Annotated in this window: 20 protein-coding genes and 1 pseudogene; 6 read left to right on the top strand and 15 right to left on the bottom strand. The window is 41.2% G+C overall.

Features of this window, described 5'->3' with window-relative positions:
* Nucleotides 1-4: 4 nt before the first annotated feature.
* A complete protein-coding gene (locus C4S61_RS02030; RefSeq protein ID WP_103923106.1) occupies nt 5-364 on the bottom strand; it encodes a response regulator transcription factor in 360 nt (119 codons plus the stop codon).
* A 411-nt stretch (nt 365-775) separates the two neighbouring features.
* Here C4S61_RS02030 and C4S61_RS02025 point away from each other — a divergent pair, with 411 nt between their 5' ends.
* From C4S61_RS02025 to C4S61_RS02000, 5 genes are all read left to right on the top strand, one after another.
* Complete coding sequence (locus C4S61_RS02025; protein ID WP_103923105.1) at nt 776-2,470, top strand: amidohydrolase family protein; 1,695 nt, start codon at nt 776-778, stop codon at nt 2,468-2,470.
* A 3-nt stretch (nt 2,471-2,473) separates the two neighbouring features.
* Nucleotides 2,474-3,862 (top strand): amidohydrolase, encoded by a 1,389-nt coding sequence (locus C4S61_RS02020; protein ID WP_103923104.1) that lies wholly within the window; start codon nt 2,474-2,476, stop codon nt 3,860-3,862.
* Nucleotides 3,863-3,886: 24 nt separating this feature from the next.
* On the top strand, nt 3,887-5,188 hold the full coding sequence (locus C4S61_RS02015; RefSeq protein WP_103923103.1) for an amidohydrolase family protein: 1,302 nt from the start codon (nt 3,887-3,889) through the stop codon (nt 5,186-5,188).
* Between the two features lie 364 nt (nt 5,189-5,552).
* A complete protein-coding gene (locus tag C4S61_RS02005) occupies nt 5,553-7,646 on the top strand; it encodes a M28 family peptidase (protein WP_103923101.1) in 2,094 nt (697 codons plus the stop codon).
* Nucleotides 7,647-7,742: 96 nt separating this feature from the next.
* The gene (locus C4S61_RS02000; RefSeq protein WP_103923100.1) at nt 7,743-8,084 is read left to right on the top strand and encodes a nucleotidyltransferase domain-containing protein; all 342 of its coding nucleotides are present in this window, start codon (nt 7,743-7,745) and stop codon (nt 8,082-8,084) included.
* On the opposite strand, the gene C4S61_RS01995 is transcribed toward C4S61_RS02000, so the two are convergent.
* Entirely contained in the window at nt 8,066-10,840 is a 2,775-nt protein-coding gene (locus C4S61_RS01995; protein ID WP_103923099.1) for a carboxypeptidase-like regulatory domain-containing protein, read from the bottom strand. The genes C4S61_RS02000 and C4S61_RS01995 overlap by 19 nt on opposite strands.
* 548 nt (nt 10,841-11,388) lie before the next feature.
* Between C4S61_RS01995 and C4S61_RS01990 the strand changes: the two genes are divergently transcribed.
* Nucleotides 11,389-11,580, top strand: a complete 192-nt coding sequence (locus C4S61_RS01990) for a hypothetical protein (protein WP_103923098.1) — start codon at nt 11,389-11,391, stop codon at nt 11,578-11,580.
* A gap of 8 nt (nt 11,581-11,588) precedes the next feature.
* Here the strand turns inward: C4S61_RS01990 and C4S61_RS01985 are convergent, their stop codons facing one another.
* From C4S61_RS01985 to C4S61_RS01920, 13 genes and pseudogenes are all read right to left on the bottom strand, one after another.
* Nucleotides 11,589-13,169, bottom strand: coding sequence for an NAD(P)/FAD-dependent oxidoreductase (locus C4S61_RS01985; protein WP_103923097.1), 1,581 nt, complete (start codon nt 13,167-13,169; stop codon nt 11,589-11,591).
* Nucleotides 13,170-13,485: 316 nt separating this feature from the next.
* Complete coding sequence (locus C4S61_RS01980) at nt 13,486-15,396, bottom strand: polysaccharide biosynthesis protein (protein WP_103923096.1); 1,911 nt, start codon at nt 15,394-15,396, stop codon at nt 13,486-13,488.
* 469 nt (nt 15,397-15,865) lie between these two features.
* Nucleotides 15,866-16,498, bottom strand: a complete 633-nt coding sequence (locus C4S61_RS01975) for a sugar transferase (protein WP_103923168.1) — start codon at nt 16,496-16,498, stop codon at nt 15,866-15,868.
* A 1-nt stretch (nt 16,499) separates the two neighbouring features.
* On the bottom strand, nt 16,500-17,636 hold the full coding sequence (locus tag C4S61_RS01970; protein ID WP_103923095.1) for a DegT/DnrJ/EryC1/StrS family aminotransferase: 1,137 nt from the start codon (nt 17,634-17,636) through the stop codon (nt 16,500-16,502).
* A gap of 131 nt (nt 17,637-17,767) precedes the next feature.
* Nucleotides 17,768-18,925 (bottom strand): glycosyltransferase family 4 protein, encoded by a 1,158-nt coding sequence (locus tag C4S61_RS01965; RefSeq protein WP_103923094.1) that lies wholly within the window; start codon nt 18,923-18,925, stop codon nt 17,768-17,770.
* Between the two features lie 894 nt (nt 18,926-19,819).
* Nucleotides 19,820-21,085, bottom strand: coding sequence for an ATP-binding protein (locus C4S61_RS01955; protein ID WP_103923093.1), 1,266 nt, complete (start codon nt 21,083-21,085; stop codon nt 19,820-19,822).
* Nucleotides 21,086-21,124: 39 nt separating this feature from the next.
* On the bottom strand, nt 21,125-21,340 hold the full coding sequence (locus tag C4S61_RS01950; RefSeq protein ID WP_103923092.1) for a GxxExxY protein: 216 nt from the start codon (nt 21,338-21,340) through the stop codon (nt 21,125-21,127).
* 396 nt (nt 21,341-21,736) lie between these two features.
* Nucleotides 21,737-22,165, bottom strand: coding sequence for a hypothetical protein (locus C4S61_RS22230; RefSeq protein WP_235009757.1), 429 nt, complete (start codon nt 22,163-22,165; stop codon nt 21,737-21,739).
* 156 nt (nt 22,166-22,321) lie between these two features.
* Nucleotides 22,322-23,329: pseudogene (locus C4S61_RS22225) on the bottom strand (capsule assembly Wzi family protein); the annotation flags it as partial.
* 53 nt (nt 23,330-23,382) lie between these two features.
* Complete coding sequence (locus C4S61_RS01935; RefSeq protein WP_262495000.1) at nt 23,383-24,123, bottom strand: glycosyltransferase family 2 protein; 741 nt, start codon at nt 24,121-24,123, stop codon at nt 23,383-23,385.
* An 11-nt stretch (nt 24,124-24,134) separates the two neighbouring features.
* Nucleotides 24,135-24,947 (bottom strand): glycosyltransferase family 2 protein, encoded by an 813-nt coding sequence (locus C4S61_RS01930; protein WP_103923089.1) that lies wholly within the window; start codon nt 24,945-24,947, stop codon nt 24,135-24,137.
* Nucleotides 24,944-25,492 (bottom strand): LbetaH domain-containing protein, encoded by a 549-nt coding sequence (locus tag C4S61_RS01925; protein WP_103923088.1) that lies wholly within the window; start codon nt 25,490-25,492, stop codon nt 24,944-24,946. Before C4S61_RS01925 ends, C4S61_RS01930 begins: the two co-directional genes overlap by 4 nt.
* Nucleotides 25,492-26,637: a glycosyltransferase gene (locus C4S61_RS01920; RefSeq protein ID WP_103923087.1), complete on the bottom strand. Its 1,146-nt coding sequence runs from the start codon at nt 26,635-26,637 to the stop codon at nt 25,492-25,494. Before C4S61_RS01920 ends, C4S61_RS01925 begins: the two co-directional genes overlap by 1 nt.

Here is a 26,637-nt window from a genome sequence, read left to right as displayed (position 1 = left end):
AGCCTTATTTAAGAATACGTTTGACACGAATTGCCAATTCATTGGGATTGAAAGGCTTGGGAATAAAATCTGCAACCCCCAGGTTGAAAGCTTCCAAAACAACCTCTTCCTCCTCGCCCAAGGAACTCAGCACGATGATCGGAGTATCCGGATGGGTCTTTTTGGAATGATGGATTATTTCAATACCACTGCGGAACGGCATCATGACATCTGTAATGATCAAATCAGGAAGAAATTCATCTATGGCCTTGATTCCCTCATTGCCATCACAGACCAAGTGGGTTTCGTAACCGTCTTTTTTTAATCTAAACTGAACTAAACTGGAAATAAGCAAATCGTCCTCTATAATTAGGATTTTTTTCATTTTAGGGGGGTGATTCAACCTTAAATATAACATCAATGTGTAAAAACCAAATCATTTAAACCGTTCAAATAAGTAGATCGACGATGCGATGTAAATAAAAGGCACTTTTTCGCATTTCATGCCACGCCCCGAACCACTGATCAAAAAAAAAGTTGCGAAAAAAAAATCCCCCTAGATGCTAAAATAGCTTTTGTTAGCTTGCTGATTGAAGAATAACCATCAATCGAATGAAATCGAGTATAACCCAATGTGAAACAAAGAGGTCATCATAAGGCATGCGAGATTCCATCTGACCAATTAAAAACAACTGATTAACAGATGAAATCGAGCATGACGAAGATCGTCACATACTGGGATGATTATAATGCATGCGAGATTCCATCTGACCAATTAAAAACAACTGATTAACAGATGAAAAAACAATTTCTGAAAGCAGGAATCGTTGGATTGCTTTTTTCGAGTTTACTCACCGTCAATGCCTGGTCACAAAGTGACCCAACAGGCAAACGAAGAGTGTCGGATACCTACGCAATTACCAACGCCACAATTTTTGCAGCTCCCGGACAACAGGGAATCAAAGGGACAGTTTTATTCCAAGACGGAGTCATACTGGGAATAGGTGCAAACCTGTCACTTCCCAAAGAAGCTCAAGTGATTCCCGGGGATTCACTATTTATCTATCCCGGATTTATTGACGGTGCGGGACTGATGGGCGTCACCAAACCGAAGGATCCGGAAAGACCAAAGGATTTTGTCTCCTCCAATCCCCCGGATGAACTGGCGGGTATCACGCCTTGGAGATCTGCCATGGATCAGTTTTCCATCACAGGTAGTCAGGTCGAAGACTGGAGAAAGTCCGGGTTTACGATCAGTCAGATACTTCCTGATGGCGGAATGCTTCCCGGTAAAGCAACCCTTATGATCTTAGGAAAAGAGGGTAATGTCAATGTTTTAAAGGAAAACACAGCGATTGCAGCCAATTTCTCCGGTTCGAGAGGAATGTATCCTGCGACTGTAGTAGGGGTAATGGCTAAGTTTCGTGATGTTTATCAAAACACTTCCTTAGCCTTGGATCATTCCAAGCTTTTTGCCTCCACCGCCGGAGTAAAGCGCCCGGAAATGACGCTCACACAAAGTGGAATGGCAGCCGCAGTTCAGGGACAAATCCCAGTGATTTTCAAAGCAGGTTCCGATCTTGAAGTCAGAAGAGCTATCGCACTACAGAAAGAATTGGGATTCAAGCTCATCCTAACAGGATTGGAAAACTACGAAAATGTAATCGGGCTGATCGAAAGTTCCGGCACACCTGTACTGATCAAACTGGCGATCCCTGATGACAAGGCTGTAAAAAATCAAAAGACCGAAGATGTCACAGAAGCGACTAAAGCCCAATACGAGCGGGTAAAAAAAGCCTACGAAAACGCAATCAAGCAAGCTTCCCTGTTGGAAAAGGCAGGAATACCGTTTGGCTTTACGACTGCTGATGCCAAGGCAGAAGATGCCATGAAAGCGATCCGCACCCTGATCGAAAATGGCCTGAGTGAAAAAGCAGCAATGGCGGCATTGACGACAAATCCTGCCTCAATATTAGGAATCAGCAGGATGGCCGGAACCATTGAAAAAGGGAAAATGGCCAACTTCGTCATCAGCTCAGACTCCCTATTCAAGGAAGATGCACAAATCAAACATGTAGTAGCGGATGGTTACATCTTCGACTACGAGGTGAAGAAAAAATCGACCAACGGAAACGGAAAAACTGAAGGGGAGACACCCACAATCACCGGGGTTTGGGAATACACCTCTGAGACTCCTGCCGGATCTTCGGGGGGAGAATTGGTCATTTCCAAAGATGGATCGGGCTATGCTGGTACCATCACCTATGATGATCCTTCAGGTGGAGGAAAAGTAAGTGCTCCAATTAAAAACGTTGCACTGAATGGTAAAACACTAACTCTCCAGTTTGACGTCAACGCAGAAGGCATGACCCTCACCGTGGATATTTCCGGTGAAGTCAACGGCACGGCTATGGAAGGTACGATGGCGGTCGCTCAGTTTGGCTCCTTCCCCTTGACTGCAAAACTTTCCTCACCTAACCTTACATTTTAATCTATGAAAAAGCTCAATTTTATATTTGTTGCTTTGTTGGGAATGGGGTTAAACTATTCCCATGCCCAAACTCAAAAAGGGAGCGTCCTGATAAAAAACGCAACTGTATTAACTGTTACCAAGGGAAATCTGGAAAACACGGATGTCTTGGTTCAGGATGGAATTATCAAACAAGTAGGTAAAAATCTTGCTGCACCATCCGGAGTTCAGACCATCGATGCCAGTGGCAAATACCTCATGCCCGGTATCATCGATGCACACTCTCACGTCGCCTTGGATGTAGTTAACGAGGCCTCCTCTCCCATCACTGCCGAGGTAAGAATGAAAGATGTGGTTAATCCATTTGAAATCGGAATTTACAGGGCTTTAGCAGGCGGAGTGACGATATCACATGCCATGCACGGTTCGGCTAACGTCATCGGCGGACAAAATGCCACCCTGAAGCATCGCTGGGGAGCAAAAGATCCTTCGGAAATCATCATGGAGGACGCACCACGCACGATCAAGTTTGCATTGGGTGAAAACCCAACCCGGGTTCACGGTCGAGGCAACGGGATTCAGCCAAGAACACGAATGGGTGTGGAAGCGGTGTTGAGAAACGGCTTTAGCGAAGCGCTGCAATACAAGAAAAATTGGGAAACCTACAATGCTGCAAAAACGCAGAAAGGCAACACTCTCACCCCTCCTGCTTACAACGAACGATTACAAACTTTGGCAGACATCCTCGATGGCAAAATCATCATTCATTGCCACTCCTATCGTGCTGATGAAATATACATGCTGATCAATGTTGCCAGGGACTTTGGAATCACCAAGCTTGTACTTCAGCATACCAATGAAGGATTCAAAGTAGCTCCTGAAATCGCCAAATACACCATGGGTGCTTCTGTTTTTGCGGACTGGTGGGCTTACAAGATGGAGGTCTATTATTCTACCGCCTTCAATGCCGCCATCCTTCAGCGAAACGGCGCCATCACTTCCATCAACTCTGACTCTGCGGAATTGATCCGTCACCTTTATCATGAGGCAGCAAAGACACAGCGTTATGGAGGTTTGACTGATGAGGAAGCTTTGGCCATGATCACCATCAATCCCGCCAGGCAATTGGGGATCGATGATAAAGTAGGTTCGATCGAAGTGGGCAAACAAGCTGATTTGGTGATTTTCGAAGGGCATCCGCTTTCTTCTTACACCGTCCCCCAGATGACTTTTGTCGACGGGGTAAAATACTTTGACATCAAAGCAGATCCGGATGACCAGCGTCAGGTTGTAAGTGCTACTGAGATGGTGGAACCTATATTCCTTCGTACTGAGGAAGATCATCGTTGTCTCCAGGATGTAGACGCCTATTTTGAAGCATTTCAGGGAGCTTTCCTTGAAGAAAAACATTAATCACCGCGAAAATTCAGACATAACATGAACAGAATTTTAAAAACCTTTTGCGCCGCAATGCTTGCCCTAATTCCGGTGGCAGCGATGGCACAGATCGACGGGGAATTTGTAAAACCCCGTACAGGAAAATTCCTCCTGCAAAATGCCACGGTGGTGACCGTCACCAAAGGTACGCTGACCAACACGTCTGTTTTGGTAGAGAATGGAAAAATCGCTCAAGTCGGCACCAATCTCAGTGGGGATGGAGCCGAAGTGATCGACTGCTCCGGAATGTATATCTATCCGGGAATGATCGACAGCGGCACCCGATTGGGACTTGTCGAAGTAAGTTCCGTACAGGAAACGGTGGATTATGCGGAAATCGGAAATGTTACTCCCAACATGCAGGCTTTGACCACCGTGAATCCAAGCTCAGAGGCAATCGGAGTCACTCGTGTGTCCGGTGTCACCACCGTTTTGACCGTGCCAACCGGTGGACTTTTCCCCGGCACAGCTGCCTTGATCAATCTAAATGGCTACACGCCGGATCAGATGTATGGTGGGTTTAAGGCAGTGGTGATGAATTTCCCAAGCTCAGGGCGTCGTGGTCGATTTGACCGCAGGTCGGATGAAGATGTCAAAAAAGACGCTGAAAAATCCCTCAAAGAGGCCAATGAAATCTGGGAAAATGCCGAAAAATATACGGATTTAAAGAAAGCCGGTGCTGAATTGCAATACTACCCTGAAATGGATCAGTTGTCAAAGGCAGTTTCAGGGGAGCTCCCGCTGTTAATCGTCGTAGACGCAGCTTCTGATATTCAGAATGCGATCAAATGGGTAGAAGGTAAAAATATCAAAGTGATCTTCTCAGGTGTGGCAGAAGGCTGGAGAGTAGCGGAGGAGATTGCCAAAGCCGGGATTCCTGTCATCACAGGACCGGTGCAGGATCTTCCTACCCGACAGTCAGACCGCTATGACACGCCTTATGCCAATGCTGGTAAAATGGCAAAAGCCGGTGTGAAAGTCGCCCTACGAACAGATGAGGAAGAGAATGTGAGAAATCTCCCATTCCATGCAGCTTTTGCTGCAGCTTATGGATTGGGGAAGGAAGAGGCTTTGAAAGCAATCACGATTAATGCAGCCGAAATTTTCGGAATCGCCGATCAATACGGATCAGTAGAAGCCGGTAAGCGCGCAAATCTGATCGTGTCCACGGGTGATCCTTTGGAGACCAGCTCTCAGATTCACCATGTATTTATTGATGGATATAGGATTCCGATGTCCAACAGGCACATTCGATTGTATCAGGAGTTTCTTGAGCGATCTCCCGGCTTGAAAGCGAACTAAAATCAAAAAGGCCATGGAAATTGATTCTGTGGCCTTTTTTGATGTTGATTGAAAAATTGGAAAATTTGAATATTGAAAAATTGATTTTCAGCTAACTTTCCACCTTAATTTTAAAAAAATGACCTCGACTCCGCTCGGCCTCCGGATTTAGAATTAAGACAAGGAGGGGAGAAAATGTGGCTGCGCCGCATTTTCTCCCCTCCTTTAAAAAAAACAAACGGTCACCGAGCGAAGTCGAGGTGTAATCAAAATGAAATTTGGCGTCTGAAGTCATTTTGGAAATTCATTTTAAAAAATTGATTTTACCACGAAATTCATAGCCCAATTTTTCAATCTTTCAATTTTACAATCTTCCAATTCAAAAATGAAAAAGACCTTACTCACCTTAACCATTTCTTCCCTCCTTGCCACGGGGGCATTTGCACAGCAGGATGGCTTTTTACCTTCGCAAGTTGCGGAGCAGCAGAAATTTGAAACCGACTATCTCAATGCAGTCAATTTTGATCGGTTTAAAGTTCACCTGACTGAACTCACCAAAAACCCGCACATCGCCGGAACACCCGAAAACGAACTCGTCAAGGATTACTTGGTGAAAATCATGGGAGATGCAGGTATGAATGTCAAAGTTTGGCCTTATGACGTCTATCTACCCAATCATCCGGGTAAATCTGAATTGCAAATCATCTCTCCGGTACAGTTGACACTTTCCCAAAAAGAAGGAGCCTTACCGGAAGATCCATTTTCCGATGATCCAAGGCTTCATTTGGGATTCAATGCCTTCTCAGGTAGTGGAGACGTGACAGCTGAGGTGGTGTATGTGAATTATGGCACACGCGAAGACTTTATGAAATTGGCCGAAATGGGTGTTCCTCTTGAAGGAAAAATTGCCATTGCACGGTATGGAGGCAATTTTCGTGGGTACAAAGCCAAGTACGCTGAGCAATATGGCATGATTGGATTGGTCGTGTACACTGATCCTAAGGACTCAGGCTTTACCCGGGGTGAAGTCTATCCAAAAGGCCCGTTTTTCAACGAAACTACCATCCAAAGAGGCTCCATGCTCACCTTGGACTACACGGGAGACCCGCTTACACCAAATAGACCTGCCCTTCCGCTCGATGGACCAGAGAAAGTGGATCGGTTGGATCCAAAAGATGTAGCATTCCACACCATTCCTGTGACTCCAATCGGATATGGAGCTGCAAAAGAAATATTGAGCCGGATGACCGGATCGGAAGTTTCTGAAGCCTGGCAAGGTGGTCTACCTTTCAAATACCGAATCACGGGCGGTTCAGAACTGAAGGTTCGGGTTATGGTCGATCAAAAGCCGGACTTTATCCGCGCAAACAATGTCATTGGAACGTTCGAAGGAAGTGAATTTCCGGATGAGTGGATCATCTTGGGTAGCCATTACGATGCCTGGTCTTTTGGAGCAACAGATCCCAATTCGGGAACTGCCATGTTGTTGACTTTTGCGGAAGCTTTGGGAGAATTGTATAAAAAAGGCCAAAAGCCATCCCGATCCATTCTGATCGGACATTGGGATGCCGAGGAGCAGGGCGTAATTGGTTCTACAGAATGGGTGGAGCACTTGAAAAAAGAACTAGGTGCAAAGGCAATTTCCTATATGAACTTTGACGGGGGTGTATCAGGAAGAAACTTTGGTGCATCCGCTGCTCCGACCTTGAAAAAACTCATCATCGACGCTTCCAAAGAAGTAACCTATCCTGATTCGGCAAAATCTGTGTTTGACATTTGGGCAGGACAAAGCCCTGAACCAAGAATCGGGAATCTGGGCGGAGGATCGGACCATATCGCGTTCTACATGCATGTAGGCGTTCCATCACTGAGTGGAGGTTCCGGTGGACCGACTGCCTATCATAGTAATTATGATAACTTCCACTATTATTCAAAATTCGTAGACCCTAGCTTCAAAATGGGAGGTGCCGTAGCCCAACTGTTTGGTTTAGTAGCCTTGAGACAGGCGAATGCCGCAGTGATACCCTATGATGTACCACGCTATGCAAAAGATCTGAAAGGGCACTTTGAGCAAGCTGTGAAAAATGTAAAAACCATCGATTCCAACTTTAGCGAATTTGATCAGGTGAATGCCGCCTTGTCGAAATTGGAGGCAAGTTCGACCGCCTACCAAAAAGCTTTGGAAGAAGGACTATCCAGCCAAAATCTGTCAGCAAAAGCGCTTCAAAAAATCAATACCGGACTGATTGGTTTGGAAAAAAGCTGGATCGATCCCAAAGGAATGTATTACGGGGAATGGTATAAGTCGCTCTATGTGTGCAATGATCCGTTTTCAGGCTATGCTTCCTGGATCCTTCCGGGTATTCAATATGAGGTTGCGATCAAAAACACCGCAAGACTGGAAAAATGGGATTCGCGCTACGCGAAAGCGATTTTGAACTTGAGTAAAAAGATTGACAAGCTGAGTAAGTTGCTTTGATCCAAAACCAAATATTTTCAATTCAATTGAGGAAGATGTGATTAATCAGTATTATTCGCTTTTTAAGCAACTGATAACAAAATTGGAAGAAATAGTATGAAGTCCTGCACCCTACAAGAAATTACCGCATCCGAATTGGGATTGAAGGATGAGCAATTGGAGGAAATCCGAAGCTTTGCACAAAAAATTCCGGCTATTGAAGAAATAATTGATTACGGTTCAAGGGCCAAAGGAAACTATCGGCCTGGAAGTGATGTGGATTTGGTTTTGGTGGGAAAGACTCTCAAACTGGCAGACCAACTCTCCTTTTGGAATGACTTGGACGACAGCTATCAGCCTTACTTTTTTGATGTAGCCATTCTTCACCAAATCCATAATGATTCCCTTATGGAACATATTGATCGTGTCGGAAAAAGGATCTATAAACGATCCAGTTGAATCTCGATCTTAAGAGTTTTATAGAAAGCTTCCCCATCTAGTGTTCTTCCTTCCAGGCGAATTCTAAGCTGATTTATGCCATAAGGCACTTTGACTTGGGTCTTATAAACCCCTTCTGAAGTATTCGCATCAGGATCCCAATATATCGTAGGCTTTTTTCTGAGGTATTGGTCAGGCGGAGGGTTTTTGAGAAATTCAGAAAAACTTGAAAAACCCTTTACGGGGAAAATCTGGAATCCTTCAGAATTGAATTTCCGATCAGAATCAGGACCGGTTCTGAAGCCCTTTTTGGTCTCAATCATGATTACACCCGAGTATCCGGCCATTCCAAAAATGGCTTTGTCGGATGGGCTTGAATACACTTTAATTGATTCCAATTGAGAAGGTTCTAAACCCCCCAATAATTCTTCAATTTCAAGCCCCGTGAGAAATGGATAATTTTTACCATCTAAAATTATCAATGGAGAACCTACTTTCTCCCCATAATTATAGTTTCCAAATAGTTTCCCTCCTATGGACAATTTTCCATAGATCTGTTCCCATGTCAACTTCTCCAAATCCTCTTGTCTTAATTGTCGTGAAGGTTCACCATACCCATAATTTCGTTCAGCCATCGTTTCCTTTTCCTTTACCTCCTCTTTCACAAATTCCTCCAACTGAATGAAATCCCCTGAAAAGTCCAGCATAGACTCAGCTTCGTTGGAAATCTCTTTCACTTGATACCTGACCTTGGGAAAGGAACCTTTGAACAAAGGCGGGCTAAATGGAAGTACCTCCACTTTTCCGTAAGGCCTGAGTTTATCATCCATAGCGGCGATCGCAATCAGGGCAGTGTCCAAAAAATAAAGCCCCGAAGCCCAAAATCTCCCGGAAGAATCGGAATCCACCTGACCATAATCCTCCAAATCCCCCCTTACCAGGGTAATTTTTGAAACTAAAGATGCCCGCTTCTTATCCGGTGTAAACTTTCCTTCAACAGTGATTCCATACTCAATATCAAAAGGCAACTCACTGTCAAAACCCTCCGCTAGAGGCTTATCCAGCCAATTCAACCTATCCTCCAATCGGAAATTTGGATCCAGCTCTGCCATAACGGATCCTTCCAAACCCGAGAGCAAAAAGCTGGCATCTACCGAATTTTCATAGCTGTCCTGAAAATTCAACTCCAAATCCATCACCCGGTAGAAAACCGAATCCGAGAGTGAATAGTCAGGCTTTACCACAATATCCCCAAACAGTTCCTCTTCGGTTTCTTCCCGGAGTTCAATCGTTTCATTGGGATTTAGAACTGGAAACGGGAGTTGGAAAATATCCATTTCACCAAAGTTGAGACTCCATCGAGTATACGCCCGAAGCAAGTAATCTCCCTTTTTTAAGGTATCTGAAAGTGAAATGCCACCTGTAATTTTTCCTTTGGTGATGGGAAAGGATTCATGATGAAGTACTTTCATTTGATCATTCAAAACATCCACATAGAGCACTCTACTGAGTGTATCCTGCCTAGCAGGGTTTTGATAAAGCATCTCACCTCCTAGCCAAAGGCTCTCGCCTGGGTAGTAAAATGGCTTATTCAAGCTAATCCAGGGTGTTTCGCGAAGGTTGTTGAGCGAAATGTACCGATTCTGAAAAACATCCAATTCCTCCAATAATCCATCGAAGCTTTTATCCGGCACAAAATCCAGCGGAAGAGAGCGTGCCATACGCTGCCTCCCTATAAATCCGGAAAGGACCAATTGCGTCGGATGAAGTAATGTCCCTTTTCGATCTACGTCAAAATATCCCGATGGCGCCCAAATCCATGAAATCGCATGATAAATATTGGTGTAATAATCATTCGGCCAAGGCTTGTTCAGATGATGGACTTCCATTCTTTCGGGAAGAAAAATCCGGTAAATCCCATTCCCAAGTGGCTTGGTATAGATGAGTTCCAGATTGACCGGAATGATGGATTTTTTCAGTTCGTAGTAAAAATCATTTGTTCGGTTCTCCTTTGGTATACCGGTATTTGCCTGATAAAATTCAAAACCCTGAGCACCTGAGTTTTTCAACAAAAGCGAAAGTGCCAAATGCCTTACCGAATTTTGATAATTCAGCTCCCTGCCCTCTTTCCATCTTGATTCCAACAGGGAATCCTCAGGCTCAAGAGTTTTGTAAAATGCCTGTCCGAAAAATCGTGAAGCGTTGCGCAGCATCCGAAAATCCTGCAAATAAAAATCAATCTGATAGCCCAAGGCATTGTTAACCAACTGCAATGGCATCTGCGCCGTGGCTTGCGTATAGTTAAACCCATTATCCGGCTTTACTGTCGAAAAGTCCAAGACCCAGGGGTTCAGAATTTCAATGTCTTTTCCATAGGGATCGTCAGGTACAGCCAGGAAAACCTCCTTAAACTTTTTAAGATTTCGCTCCCAGGACTTATCCCGCTTTGCCTTCAGTTCAATCTCTGAGAGGTTATCCTCCAGCAATTCCAATTCAAAATTTTGAGTAATCAACGGCTTTCCCTTACGGTTAATTATTACGCTGACAGTGCCATACCCCACAAAAGAAGCAACCAGCTCAAACTGATCGGGAATAGTTCCAGTGATGATAAATTTACCATATACATCTGTCGCTGCTCCGATAGTGGTATTATTGATGAATACGTTTGCAAAGGGTAGTGGCAGTTCGCTGCCCTTTTCCTTTACAACGCCAGTAATAGTTTGCGAAAAACTGAAACCTGAAGCAAGAAAAATCCAAATGAAAAATAATTGGCGCATTAAAATCCGGTCAATTCAGCAACTTAATTTATGAATATAAACTAAAAGGTAAATAATATTTGCTTTATTTCTGTGTTTCATGGATTTTTTACCACAGAGAAAAAAGAAAAAGATTTGGGTTTCTTTGAACACCATGAGAAATACGTACCATTCAGCAAATTCAATCACGCTGGAGAACACGGAGAAAAGCTAAAGCTTTTTGTTTATTAGCCAATCAGGGAAATCTTTGATTGCCTGTGGCTTTTTCTTGGGAAAACCTACCTGACGGCTGTCAGATTTGTGGGAAATAATCTGCGAAAATCAGCGTCTTTTTCTGCGGCTATCAGCGGGATCATATTTAACCGGGGAGGAGGCGACGAGATCGCTGTCGTGTTAAAAAAAAATGAAAACCGAGCCTTGCTATCAAGGGTAAAACAACCTAAAGACCGTCCGAACAAAAGTGTCCGATTTTAAGGCAGTCTAATTTTTAAAAAATGGCAAAGCTACTCACGAACCTCGATTTCTATGCTTGGAATGCCTTTTGATTCTAGATAATAAAACAACCGACCATGCTCACGTTTCTTCTTTGGATAATTCTCTTTATCATTTGCTGGCCGATAGCCACCTTAGCCTTGATTCTTTACCCTTTTGTTTGGCTATTATTGCTTCCTTTCCGCTTATTGGGGTTTGCAGTGGAGTTGAGTTTCGATTTGGTCAGAAATATTTTTATGCTTCCGTTTCGGCTTTTGGGCGTGAAATAAGCAGCCCCTTACCTTTTCACATAAGAGGCAATCAATTTTTCCGCGCAGCGCTCGCCATCCATTGCGGCGGAGACAATGCCGCCGGCATAGCCTGCACCCTCGCCACAGGGATATAGCCGTTTGATTTGAGGATGCTCAAAAGACTCCCGATCCCGTGGTATTCGTACCGGTGAGGATGTCCGACTCTCCACCCCTATGATCTGAGCCTCATTGGTAAAATACCCTTTCATTTTTTGACCAAAAGCTTTGAAGGCCATTGCCATTCGAGCAGAGATAAAATCGGGCAAAACCTCCCGCATCTCTACCGATTCCAAACCTGGTTGATAAGAGGTATCCAACAGGGAAGAACTTACTTTACGATTTACAAAATCCACCATCCGTTGGGCGGGAGCGACTTGGTTTTTACCCCCCAGTTCCCAGGCTTTTTTCTCGATATCAGCCTGAAAATACATGGCAGAAAGCGCTCCGAATTTTTGATATTCGGGCAAATCTTCCAATTCCACAGAGACCACCATACCGGAATTGGCAAACTTACTGTCTCTCCTGCTTGGACTCATTCCATTGACCACCAACTCTCCCTGTGCAGTAGCCGCAGGAACGATAAATCCACCCGGACACATACAAAAGCTGAAAACACCTCTTTGCTTTCCCCGAAAATCAGTCTGCTGAACCAGAGAATATGCTGAAGCAGGCAAGTATTCTCCCCGATCAAGGGCACAGTGGTATTGGATACGATCAATTAGATTTTGGCTATGCTCGATTCTTACGCCAAGGGCAAATGGCTTGGCTTCTATCAGGACATTTCTGCGGTGAAGCAATTGAAAAATATCCCTGGCAGAGTGCCCTGTGGCTAGAATTACACCGAGACCTTTGAGTACATCGCCGTTTTGAGTCACCACACCTATAATCTCATTAGCTTCCAAAATCAGGTCTTCGACCCGAGTTTCAAAATGAATCACTCCCCCTGATCCGAGGATGGTTTCTCTGAGCTTAGCGACAAGAATTGGAAGTTTATTCGTACCGATATGAGGATGCGCATCGACGAGAATTTCTTCAGTCGCTCCATGGGCCACGAGAATTTCCATAATTCTGCGGATGTCTCCCCGCTTTTTGGATCGGGTGTAAAGCTTTCCATCCGAGTAAGTTCCGGCACCACCTTCACCAAAACAATAATTTGAATCGGGATTGACTATTCCTTCCTTATTGATAGCGGCAAGGTCACGTCTTCTGGCGCGGACATCTTTGCCACGCTCGATAATAATGGGCTTCACTCCCAATTCAATTGCCCGCAATGCCGCAAAAAGGCCGGCAGGACCTGCACCCACAATAAGGATTGGATCGGCTTGATGAACTTGTTGATACGCCGGAAAATGATCCAGCAAGGAACCGGGCTTTTCATTCAAAAATAACTCCGCCTCCACATTGATGATCACTTTGCGTCCACGAGCATCGATGGATCTCCGGGTTTGTCGGGCGAATGCTGCTTCGAGATGCGGAGATAATCCGGCTTTCTTTAAGACAGTTTCCTTAAAAAGTTGTGAATCATAAGCCTCTTCAGGGCTTAGCTGTAGCGTGAAAGTCTTCTTCATGGTAAGGTATTTATCCTTAAATCACCACAAAGGTAAGGAGAAGTATCAAGATGGTAGTATCAAGTATCAAGTATCTAGACGGTAGTATCAAGTCATGCGAAAATGATGCAGATACTTGTCCACGGACGACAGTCCACTGTCCGATAGCTATCGGACCACAGCTACTTAAATAGTTTCCCTATCCATACTTTGCTTGGCAGTGTGCAATTATGCAGACCTAAATAAAAAAATAAACTCGAATAGAAATACAAAACCGCTCTTCGAAAGCGGCTTCTTTTGAAAGAACATACTTGGTACTTAGTACTTAGTACTTTTTTTAATTCATCCGATCCAAAACCTCGAATCTGGAGGAATTGGAAATGTACTCAGGCACCAGGGCTTTCAAATGTCTCACCAGATCAGTTTCGTTATTTTTCCCCAGTAATTCATGGAAAAATTCGATCTGTCCATCAATTCTGTGGTAGGAGGACGTCTGAACATGAGCGATTTTAATTTTCGGATGGTGTGTAATCTTCACTGTCTCAAAATCATTGAGCAATTCTTCATAGAGCTTTTCACCTTCTCGTAATCCGGTAAACTGGATTTTGATATCCGTATCCACTTTCTTCCCCGAAAGTTGAATCATCTTCTTAGCCAAATCCAAAATTTTGATCGGTTCACCCATGTCAAAAACGAAGATCTCCCCTCCTTCTCCCATTACGCCTGCTTCCAATACCAGTTGACAAGCCTCAGGTATGGTCATAAAATATCGGGTAATCTCCGGATGGGTCACGGAAATGGGTCCCCCATTCATGATTTGCTTTTTGAACAGCGGAATTACTGAGCCATTTGAACCCAACACATTTCCAAATCTGGTTGTAATAAATCGGGTATGGTATTTTTTATGATTTACCTCCAAATACTCATTAAGGGCCTGCACATACATTTCTGCTGCCCTTTTGGTGGCTCCCATCACGTTGGTAGGGTTCACAGCCTTATCGGTGGAGACAAATACAAACTTTTCAACCTGAGCTAGCACTGACAGATCAGCCAGGATTTTAGTACCTATTACATTAGCATGAATGGCCTCTTCGGGATATTTTTCCATCATGGGTACGTGCTTGTAAGCAGCAGCATGAAAAACCACCTGAGGTTTGGATTCTTTGAAGACTTCCTTCATCTTCTTTTTATTCTTCACATCTCCCAGGATAACCTTAATGGGACATCCCGGATGTTGTTCCCGAAATTCCTGTTCGATATCGTAAAGTGGTGACTCAGCAATATCCAACATGATGATCAGCTTTGGATGATAGTGAGAAATCTGCCTGCAAAGCTCAGATCCTATCGAACCGGCTGCGCCGGAAACCAATACGATTTTACCTTTCAGATCTTCTTCGATTCTTGGATTGTCGAGAATAATCTCCTCCCGGCTTAGAAGATCCTCAATCTTAATTTCCCGGATGGCACCTACGGTAAGTCCCCCATTTATCCATTGGTCAACAGGAGGAACCATTGACACCGATACGTTTAATCTGAGGCATTCATCGATGATTTCATTCTTTCGATGAACTGAGAGATCCCGGATTGCTATAATCAATTCAGTGACCCCAAACTGCATAACCAGTTTTTCGAGATCACCCAAACCTTTGTAAATCCGCTTTCCGTCAATGTTTTTTCCTTCCTTTTTGGAGTCATCATCCAAAAAGGCAACGATGTTAATCTGGCTTTTGCTGTCATTCTTAATAGCTTCCTGAGCAATAATGCCTGCTTCGCCTGCTCCAAAAATCACTCCATGACGAAGATCTTTTTGAGAAAAACCGCCTTTGAGATAAACGAAGATTTCTTTTACCAATAATCGGTAAAAGATCAACAAAAACATCGACGATAAACTTGCAATAATTAAAACTGAAGTAGGAAGTAAAAACCTGTCATTCAGAAAATTACCATGGAAAAAATTAAGGAAAAGGAATAGGATAAAGGTAATCAGGACGGTTTTGAAAATATTGGAACCGTCATGGAAACCCGTATGTCGAACGATGCCTTCATAGCTTCGGGTATTTTGCATAACCAAAAGTCCTCCAACCATAAAGATGAAACTTCCGGCAAATGCATCATTTTGTTCGATTAAATCGAGTTCAAAGTTGAACCTGACCAAGTATCCAAACAGCGCACATTGGAAGAGTATTATCGAGTCCAGAGCAGCAATAATCCATCGAGGAAGGATTTTAAGCCTTGTTAAAAAATTCATAGTAGAGTTATTTTCAAATAGTCAAAATCTATTATTCGCACTATTTATTCACAATCTACTCGCAAAATACGGAGATTTTTTCATTTTCTACAATTTAGAATTTTTTGTAGGATAATAATTGCTTTTTGAAGATTTGTATAATCCTTTTATTCTTCCGAATCGGAAATCTTGCATTTAAAAATACGTACTTGTTAGACTCTTCGGATTTCAGCTGTAAAGAAAAATACGGATATGCGCTATTCGGCCGATAAACGAAATTGCCATGGGATAGGGGCTGGATCCTTCGACTGCGCGCAGCACGAAAGACAGAATACCGGAGAGTGCCTTCAAATTAGAATTTGGCTCCATTTCCAATAATGAGCTGGGTTCCTGGCAAAGAAGCGGATAATCATGCCGAAAAATGAGTTTTCGAAAAGTTGTCCATAAGGAACAGGACCTGAAAAAAAAGTGTGATTAAATCCCTCCCAAATCAAGCCTTGGTAACATCTCTTGGCTTTTGATTTCCAATAAATTTCCCGACTGTCACGTGTCCTTGCTGACTTACTCCCTTTCCTCTGATCACATTCCAAAGTGTTTGAAAAAGTATTTTTAGATCAAGTGCAAACGAAAGGTGGTCCACATACCAGACATCGTATTCAAACTTCTGTTGCCAACTGATCGCATTACGACCATTTATCTGTGCCCAACCCGTCACGCCGGGCCTGACCTGATGTCGCTTGGCTTGGACAGGGTCATACAGGGGCAGATATTCAGTCAACAGTGGACGGGGTCCAACCAAACTCATATCCCCTTTCAGGACATTGATCAATTGTGGTATTTCATCAAGAGACATTTTTCGGATGATTTTACCCAAGGTGGTTATCCTTTTTTCGTCGGGAAGTAACTCACCGGATTGACCACGGATGTCCAGCATTGTTTTGAATTTAATAATCCGAAATGCTTTGGCTCCTTTTCCCGGTCGATTCTGAAAAAAGAATGGAGATCCACCAAGGTAAATTGAAATACCAAGAAACAAGGCCAAGAAAACCGGGAAAAGCACAAGAAGCATGAAGAAAGCAAGAACAACATCGACAACCCTCTTCCAAAAATCAGGGTAATTCACATCAGGATATTTTACTAAGCTCTTTTTCAAAAACCCCAAATACCTTCTTTTGATCCTCGAAGGTCATATTTGCAGAACTGGGAAGGCAAAGCCCTTTTAAAAACATTTTTTCAGCTATGTGCCCACCGTAGAAGGGTACGCTTCGGTAGGCGGGTTGAAGGTGTAGCGGCTTCCATAAAAACCGGGTTTCAATTCCGTTTTTAAACAGGGCAATCCTAAGTTTGTCATTGGAAAAGCCGGTTTGAGGCTTGTCGATAAGGATTGTGGTCAACCAGTAATTGGATTGGGATTCCTCCGTTTCGGTTTGAAAACTTACCCCTTGAAAACCCTCGAAAAGCAATCTATACCGATGATTTATCAATCTCCGCTTAGAAATCAAACCATCCAATTTTTCAAGCTGCGCCAAGCCTATAGCCGCAGCCATATTATTCATTCGATAATTATATCCGATTTCTAAGTGCTGATAGTAAGGCAGATCTTCCCTGGCCTGCGTGGATAGGTATTTGGCTCTTTCGATTATGCTGACCTCATCCGAAATCAAAGCACCTCCTCCGCCGGAAGTTATAATTTTATTTCCGTTGAAAGAGAATACGCCGACTTTTCCAAACGTCCCACAGGAATGTCCCTTATAGGTACTCCCAACGGCTTCGGCTGCGTCCTCTAAGACCGGAATAGTATATCTTCCGGCTATTTCCATAATCTCCTTCATTTTGGCTGGCATGCCAAACAAATGAACGACCACGATTGCCTTTGGCTTTTTACCCAAAGCAATCCTACTCATGATCGCATCTTCGAGAAGTTCGGGAGAAATATTCCAAGTGTCCTCCTCACTATCCACAAAAATCGGGGTGCCTCCCAGATAGACAATTGGATTGGCTGAGGCACAAAACGTAAAGGACTGACAGATCACCTCATCCCCCGGACCTACACCCAATAATACCAATCCTAAGTGCAGGGAAGAAGTACCTGAGTTTAAAGCAACAGCCTGATGTTGCTTAATTTTCTTTGAAAGTTTATTTTCGAATTTGGAGATAAATTCCCCGTTAGTTGCCAGTTGTCCAGAACTAAGTGCTTGTTGCATATATAAACTTTCATTACCATCGAAGATAGGGGACGAAAGGGGAAGTTTATACGGCATTCGGGTGAAATAGATTTATAGAACTGGATAAACTTAATACTTTAAATACAAAAAGCAAACCAATTATGGCTCGACACCAAATAAAAAAAGCCCAAAAGGGCTTAAATTAGGTAATCAACACGATTGAAATTTTAATTAAGGTTCATTTTTCCTGAATCCACGATTTCTCTTTCCACCTTAATCTTGGATTTTTGTATCGAATCTAAATTCCTCATTTCCAGTATCTTTGGGGATTTTAAAACATTCTTTTTAACATATTTGACCGTAACGTTATCCAATCGATATCCTAAAAACAATACCACTGCCGAAAGTAAAGGGAGAACAACATTGTCGGAAAAATCACCGGAAATAAATACTAAGCTTATAAGGCATAATTGTAAAAGTCCTAAAGTCAAAGCTACTTCATTGTGTTTAAGCCCCATCCGCATCAGAAAGTGATGAACATGGCTTTTATCTGCTGTCATGGGGTGCTTTCCTTGAGAGATCCTACGGGTAAAAACTCTCGCCATATCATAAAGCGGATAGATCATCAACACAATGCCGGCTGTAAATGAAGGTTCCAACCGAAGAAAAGCATCAGCAGGAAGTGCCGCGTTGTTTTCCATAAAGGCTACCACCAGACTCCCCATGGCAAAACCTAAAGTCAATGAACCCGTGTCGCCCATGAATATTTTGGCAGGATGCCAGTTGAAGGCCATAAAAGCTAATACGCCACCCAGCAGGGATAAACTCAATACGGCATAACTTTCCAATCCCTGAATGTAAAACCATACACCCAAAAAGCTAAGTGAAATAGAGGCAATTGTACCTGCAAGTCCATCCAAGCCATCGATAAGATTAAAGGCGTTGGTTAAAGCCAACAAAACAAATGAGGTGAATGCATAACTGAATAAAAGAGGAAGTTCCTGAATACCCAGAAATCCATGAAACTCTTTGATCCGGATATCACCGGCTATCACCACAATCAAAACTGCTACCAGCTGTCCGGCAAGTTTATGATTGGCTTTCAATTCGACCATATCGTCACGAAGACCTACGATAAACATCAGCCCAATGGCCCCCAACAAAAATCGGATATCAGGAAGGGGAAATTGCCAGCCCCAAATAGCCAAGGTAATAAAGGTGGCTACCACAAAACCAATCCCTCCCATGGAAGGGGTGAAATTCTTATGGATTTTCCTACCTCCGGGAGCATCGCCGATTTTCGCCTTTCTAAGTATTGAGATGATTATTGGAGTTAAAAGAAAGCCAATAGAAAAAGATGTGATAGCAGCTAAAATATAGTACATAATAGACTGGTTTAAAAGTAAATAGGAACGTGAATTTAAAATTCAGCAATTACTATACCTACTTTTTAACAATAAAATAATTTACACCCCACCTCTTTGAAAAATGCAAAATCAAGACAATTTTAATTTGAAAAAAAAATTCTTGATTTTAAAGTGCATTTTTTTGGGTTTGATATTTTTTTAAAGAGAAAGATTTTTTTTTATACTTAGAATTTCTCCAAATTTTCAATGGCAAATAACGTGAAAAATTCTGAAACAAAACGGGAAAACTTAAAAATCAGGAAGAAAAATCAGCTTAAATATTGAATTTTTTATAGCCTTTGAAGTTAAGATTCTTCGAAATGATAAGAACGATCAAATTTTAGACAGGTAAGATACGGTACAGTCTGTGGGTTGACTCCATCAAACGGGTCAATATGTGGAAGGACTGGACATTTTTTGGAAGTGACAAACCGGTGAAGTGTTGCATTAATTACTTGAATCTGGGAAGCGCACAACGAACACAAAGCTTTTTAAAAATTTCTTCGTGCCCTTTGTGTCCTTAGTGGTTCAAAATCCCTTGGTGTCCTTAGTGGTTCAAAATCCCTTGGTGTCCTTAGTGGTTCAAAATCCCTTTGTGTCCTTAGTGGTTTAATAATCTCTTAATGTCCTTTGTGGTTACCTCTTCCAAAAATAAATCGCTGATACCTGCGCCATCCCACTGGTGAGGTTCTCCCCTTTCGGGAAATCCGAGGTACTGGCCGGGTCGAGTTGCCATTGGTAGTTCCGGGCGTGGATCAGCTGGAGCTTGGAGCTAAGGAGGAGGTTATTGAATTGCTTATCATAGAGGAAACCAAGGGAAAGGTCGATCCAGGGTTTATTTTATATGTGTTGGTCGTGTGCAGGAAATGAACTTTATGAAAAGGAATTGATTATTAACCATTTCCAGGCAAGGATTACTTCAATTTGATCTGGAATGACTCCGCTTTTCAACTGATTGTCAGCTGTGATTAGGACTCCCTTTTCAAGGCCATAAGTTGTCAGAGCTTCCATGAGGCCTTCTACTTCTCTTCTTACATTGATATCATTTAGCTCATAAACCACCTGAATTGCTTGGGTAACATTCAATCCCTTCTGAACGATAAAATCGCATTCCTTTTTCCCACTGTAGTAAAAAGCCTCTTGCTTCAACCGAAGGAGTTGAAGAAAAATTATCGTTTCCAGTATCCTTCCTTTATTTTCTGAAAAATGAAATCCAAGTCGGTTACAAAAAGCCGGATCGATGACATATACTTTTCTTGAATTCAAGATCTGTTTTTTTAAAGAGTAATCGAATTTTTTCAAGTAAAAAAACAAATACGATTGCTCAAGATAATCCAGATAGCTTTTCACAGAATTGGTGCTTTTCACTCCTGAAACAGCTTGAAGGGTGGAAAAAGAAAACAACTTTCCAGTATTGGAGGCGAGGTAAATTGCGATATGTTTCAATTCATTAACTTGGGAGATTCTATACCGGGCTATAATATCCCGATACAAAATATCCTGAAAGTAATGGTTAACCAGTTCGAGGTCATTTTCCTCAACCACTAAAGGAAATCCTCCCAATTTCATATACTCTTGAAATTCACTTTGAATAAGGCTAATTTGGGTTGAAGTCATTCGAGAAAAATCAGAAGACTTTTCTTTGAACCTCATGTATTCTGTAAAAGAAAAAGGAAACAAGGTGATGGTTTTATTCCTTCCCGTGAGGCTAGTAGCTATTTCGGAACTTAAAAGATTTGCATTCGAACCTGTTACATAGACTTTGAGGCCTTTTTCATGAACTCGATTTACAAATTTTTCCCAATTGGGCACATTTTGTATTTCATCAAAGAAAAAAACAGGTTCTATTTTGTAAAGTTCGATATGAGCGAGATAAATCTGCTCAAGTATCGCAGTTTCAGGAATCAATCGTTCATCATCAAAATTGACATAGCAATAATGCTCTTCTGTCAATTCCAGTTTTTGTTTGATCAAGAACAATAAAACAGACTTTCCACAGCGTCTGACACCAGTAATGACCACCACTTGCCGGGTCTTAAGAAAGGGGGTCAAGTCAAGATCCCGTTCAATTAAAGACTTTTTTCGATTGAAGGTTTCTTTTTGGTCCAGAAGAAGCTGTTTGATCAAATCAGATTCCATCGTAAATCGTTTTTTACCAATGAACAAATATATAAAAAATCATTCTCTATGGAAGAAAGACATTGAATTCGATTCAAAGTCAGTCCATTTGTGATTTGTAGGGACTTGAGTAGCTACCTGCAAACCTGATTTTTGGAGTTCATAGGCCAGGCATAGCTCATAGGAACTCTCCAACAAACCCGGACCTAATGCCTTGTGAACTTTGAAACAAGCATCTAAAAGTTTCTTGTAATTCAATTCTGTAAGTGAATCCATACTCTAAAAATTTATAACTCAACTCAATTTCAAAATAAAACCACAAAAAAGAAAACCACAAAGCGCACAAAGTTCACAAAGCTTTTTAAAATTTTCTTCGTGCCCTTGGTGTGCTTAGTGGTTCAAATTCCCTTTGTGCCCTTGGTGTCCTTCGTGGTAAATAATCCTTAGTGGTGAAATTTAAAACCACAACGAACACAAATAAGATTAAAAAAAGAAAACCACAAAGCGCACAACGAACGCAAAGCTTTTTAAAATTTTCTTCGTGCCCTTGGTGTCCTTAGTGGTTCAAATTCCCTTTGTGTCCTTAGTGGTTCAAATTCCCTTTGTGTCCTTAGTGGTTCAAATTGCCTTTGTGCCCTTAGTGGTTTAATAATCTCTTAATGTCCTTTGTGGTTACCTCTTCCAAAAATAAATCGCCGATACCTGAGCCATCACACTGGTGAGGTTCTCCCCTTTTGGGAATTCAGGCGTACTGGCGGGGTCAAGCTGCCATTGGTAGTTCCGGGCGTGGATCAGCTGGAGTTTGGAGCTGAGGAGGAGGTTATTGAATTGCTTATCGTAGAGGAAGCCGAGGGAGAGGTCGATCCAGGGTTTGCGTTCGGTATATTGATATTGAACTTTGTAATAAAAATCAATATTATTATCCAATCGCTCAAAGAATAAACCAACCTTATTTAATCCATCAAGTTTACTAAATTCGATAGTCTGAATATTTGATCCAGTACCAACCCCCACTCCTGTAGGTTGTCCATGATGGGTAATTCCACCGATAGAGCCATTCGTATGCCAAGAAGCGCCTCCACCCAATCCTAAATATCTCATATACCGATTTACAGATTCTTGTTGGTGAGTTATTTCTGCTCTTAAGAGAAAGTCAGATTCTGAATTACCAATCTTCAATAATTTATTAAATCCAAATATGTATGCTCTTGCATGCTCCGGACTTAAGATATAATCCCTCCAATTGTAGGCATGATCTCGTCTTCCTAATTCAAAATAAATTTCTGATCGTGATGGACGATGTACATACCTTCCAAAAATAGTGATTTGCTGACTCCGCCCTTTATCCGATTCACCAATTAAATCAGACCCAACAGAAATTTTTGTTACCCCCCAAAAAACTGGTAGGATGTCAATAAATCCAGTTCCAATAGAGTCTGTAAAGGTTTGAACGGTTCTAGTCGCCCCAAAATAGAGTCCTTTTACCCACTTTGGATTATAAGAAACTGTTAACCCATTAACATACCGATCCTTTTCTCTTGTGGGTCGAAAGTATAAATTATTCAAGGAATCAGATTGTGTTGGTGGATGCCTTGTGGAATTTAAAACTCCAGAAAACATTTGAACCTCAAAATTCCCTAGAAATGTTTTGGCAGGTTTCCTCGTACCAAAAGAAATCATTGGGAATCCAGGAGCACTATTAGAAAAAGTCAAAGAATTGAATTGCCCTGGTCCCCACCAAAGATTTTGATTGGCTAATGAAATTTCGAAGGACTTAAAACCATAAGAAATTTTTGATTGGCCTAGGCTTAATCTTGAATAATTTCCTTGACCATATCGCTCCGGATTATCTCCAATATTCCAATAACCAAATCGAGCCCTGTCTATATTGATATTGCCAGTTCCTCCAAATCCTTGATAGGATGAATTTTGAGCCGATACCAAATCAGGATAGAAAGTAATTCCAAGCTCTTTCCACTGATAATGCAAACCGGCAGAAATAAAGCCTTGTATACCAGGTGTAGGAATCAACCCATAATCCCCATAACCATAGGATCTTTTTGAAGTGAGCCTAAATGAGGCTAAAGTGGGTAAAAAAGTGATTTTATGATTTCTATTTGAATCTAAAATTATTTGACTTTCTGATAGCCTTTTAATGTGTTCAATAGATAAAGGTCTTAAGAAAAAAGAATCAGTGATAGAATCTGTCTTTAGTTGCTCAAGTCGAATTCTCTCCTCCAGAACAGGAAATCCGGAAGGAATCACCTGAGCGACCAAACTATGAAAACCAAAAAAGAAAAAAATTAGAAATAAAACTCTCAAAATAGTCCAGGTATAAATTCCAAGATTTTTTTAAAATATCGAGAATACAACCAAAAATAATTTGTTTTCAATCCATTCTCTAGGCAAGCCCTATAATCTTCCTGATTGATAATGAAATTACTTTTCCAGGATCTTGTACTCAACCCTCCCGTACGCATTTTCATCAAATCAATGGGAAGATAATAGTAACTCAGTCTATGCTTATGAAGAAATCGCACCAATAATTCAAAATCAGCAGCAATTTTATAATCAATTTTGTAAAATCCATACTTGATAAAGTTCTCTCGGTAAGTAAAAAATGTAGGATGAGCAGGCATCAATCCTCTTTTGAATTTTTCTGGAGAAAATCTACCTGACCGATAATAACGAACTGTTTTCTCTAAATTCGATGGATTTACAAATCGAACATCAGAGTAAACACAGTCAGTTTTAAATTCTTGAAAAGCTTTAACTACTTGGGAAATGGAATCTTTACGGTGATAAAAATCATCCGAATTTATAATTCCAACAATATCACCTGTCGCCATCTTGATACCTTTATTCATTGCATCATAGAGACCTTTGTCTGATTCAGATATCCAACGAGACACTTCCGCGTTGAAACAGCGAATAACATTCTGAGTACCATCTTTGGAATTTCCATCAATAACTAGGTACTCGATATCGGGATAATCCTGCATGCCTACACTTCTGATGGTATCCGCTAGGGTAGCTGCTGAATTATAGGTAACTGTAATGATAGAAACTTTCAGCTTTTGAATTCTTTTAATTTAGTCTGGATTTGAAAAAAGTACTGTTTTTTGTATTGAGCCAGATAATAACCTTCTATCCCATCGAGAAATCCAAGCTTAAAAAAATAGGCCCCGATAAAATAGAAATAGGGAAGAAAACCGGTTTCGAGAAGTCCATATTTCAATTTCTGACGAAAAGTAAGATTTACTTTTCTATCTCTTTTTAACTGAAGATAGCGCTTTGCTTCCCAAGTTGAATAAGCATTATGCCTTTCGATATACTTTTCTAAACCTTTATAATCATTATGAATAAGGGGGGATTTAAGCACTCCAATTTTACCCTTCAATATTGGATGCTCATGAACTTCCATATCCAAATATGACCATGAGTCCTCCTCGATTTGTTCGTATTCACCGGCCCCTTTTCGAAACAAGGAAAGTTTCGTCATTTTATCTCCAAACCGAAGTTTCTTTCCCATGAAAAAATTATGGTAGGAAATTAAAAAGCCAACATCATCAGTACTTAATATTTTTAAAGAAACTTCCTTTATAAATTCAGAGGTCACTTGTTCATCAGCATCTAAAAATAGAATCCAATCATTACGAAAGGATAAATTCCTTAAAGCCCAATTCCTCTTTTTAGGGAATTTTCCATTCCATTCAAAATTAACCAATGTATATCCAAAGTCTTTAACAATTTCTGGTGTCCTATCAGTACTACCAGAATCAATGATAAAGACTTCATCAAACTCCGATAATTGAGTCAAACATGAAGGAAGGTTTTTTTCTTCATTTTTTACAGAAACTATTACTGTTACGGGAATATTCATCTATTTATTACACGATCCTTAATCAACTTCGCCGGATTACCTGCATAAACTTTATATGCTTCAGAATCTTTCGTTAAAACAGCACAAGCCCCTATCACTGATCCCTCAGCTACTTTAACTCCCGGACCTATAAATGCTTGTGTACAAACCCAAACATTATCTTCTATCATTATTTTTGGTTTAATTAAAGGCATGGTGGGATCTGAATATTCATGGGTTCCAGCACAAATTTGAGCCAGATGAGAAATAGTAACATTTTTTCCAATTTCAACAGGACCTAAATTGTAAATCAGAGCATTTTCACCGATTGCACTAAAATCTCCAATCTTTAAATTCCAAGGAAAGTAGATAGTAGCTGAAGCATAAATATTCACTTGATTTCCGACCTTAGCACCAAAAAGCCTAAGAATAAACCTCCTATAACCAAAAAGAAAACGAGGAGATAAGCGAAAGGCTAATTTGCCTAAAATCCAAAAAACTCTTAGAACCTGTTCCTGAAAAGAATATTTTTTAACATTTCTATTTTTCTGAATATCTAAACTCATCAATCAAAAATAAATTTTGGCTTTTCTCCTTGCCCAAGAATCCATTGATATAATTCAATCATTTGTTTGGCTACGGCTTCAATACTATAATTTTCTTCTACTAGCTTCCTGCCATTTTTACCCATAGCCCTTCTTTCCTCATCCGAAAGTTTCATTGCATCCTTCAAAGCTTCAACTAAAGGTTGAACACCGATATCTATCCACCAACCGGCATTATAGGTATTTAATTCTTCCCAAGGAGTTCCTTTAGTTGTGATAACAGGAACTCCACAGGCCAAGGCTTCCGTTACCACAATTCCAAAATTCTCGCTAAAAGTAGGCAAAACAAATAAGTCAGCATTATGAAAGGCTGCAAATTTGTTCTCCCCAAATTGAGGCCCAGTAAATTGAATTTCATCTGATAATCCGAAAGTATTAATCATCGACTGTAAAGTGGCAATATAAGAAGCTTCACCATTCCCAGCAATTTCAACTTTCCAATCATTACGTAAATCAAAACTCAACCTGTACCAAGCTTTAATAAGAAACTCAATTCCTTTTTTGGGATGAATACGAGAAAGAAAAAGTATCTTCCTCTTTTCTATTCTTTCAAATTTTGGTCGAATTAATGGAAATTCGGGAATATAAATTCCGTTTGGAATTATAGCTATAGGGTTAGTAAAACCCAATTTCCGAAAATTATCAGCCTCCATTTTTGCAGTAGCATGTAAACATGCAGCATTTTTCAAACTACTTTTCTGGTAAAGAAACATAGCGAGTTTTTTCTTCAATCTACCAGTTTTTAAAGCCCACGGCTCCAACATACCTCTTGGGGAAATCAAATAGGGAATACCTTTCCTCATTGCAATATAAGTCATTAGTAAAATAGGTATTTCCCATAATCCATGACCGTGGTATAAACTGATATTAGGAGATTGAGAAGATAAATTAAAATTTTTTAGGCTACAAAAAATCACACTTTTAAAAAAAATAATAATTCCCTTCTGATTATTAAAATTAGTTACAATTGGATTCTTTGATTCTTTTGTTAAAAGTTCAATTTTAATATTAGAATTACTTAAAATTGCTGAAATTAAACTTGTGACACTCCTAGCTGGTCCACCAGTTGAAATATCAATAGAAGAAATGACATGATTAACAACCAT

It is taken from the genome of Algoriphagus boritolerans DSM 17298 = JCM 18970, from assembly GCF_900108085.1.
In the GTDB taxonomy this organism is placed as follows: domain Bacteria; phylum Bacteroidota; class Bacteroidia; order Cytophagales; family Cyclobacteriaceae; genus Algoriphagus; species Algoriphagus boritolerans.
This window is presented reverse-complemented; position numbering and strand designations above follow the sequence as displayed.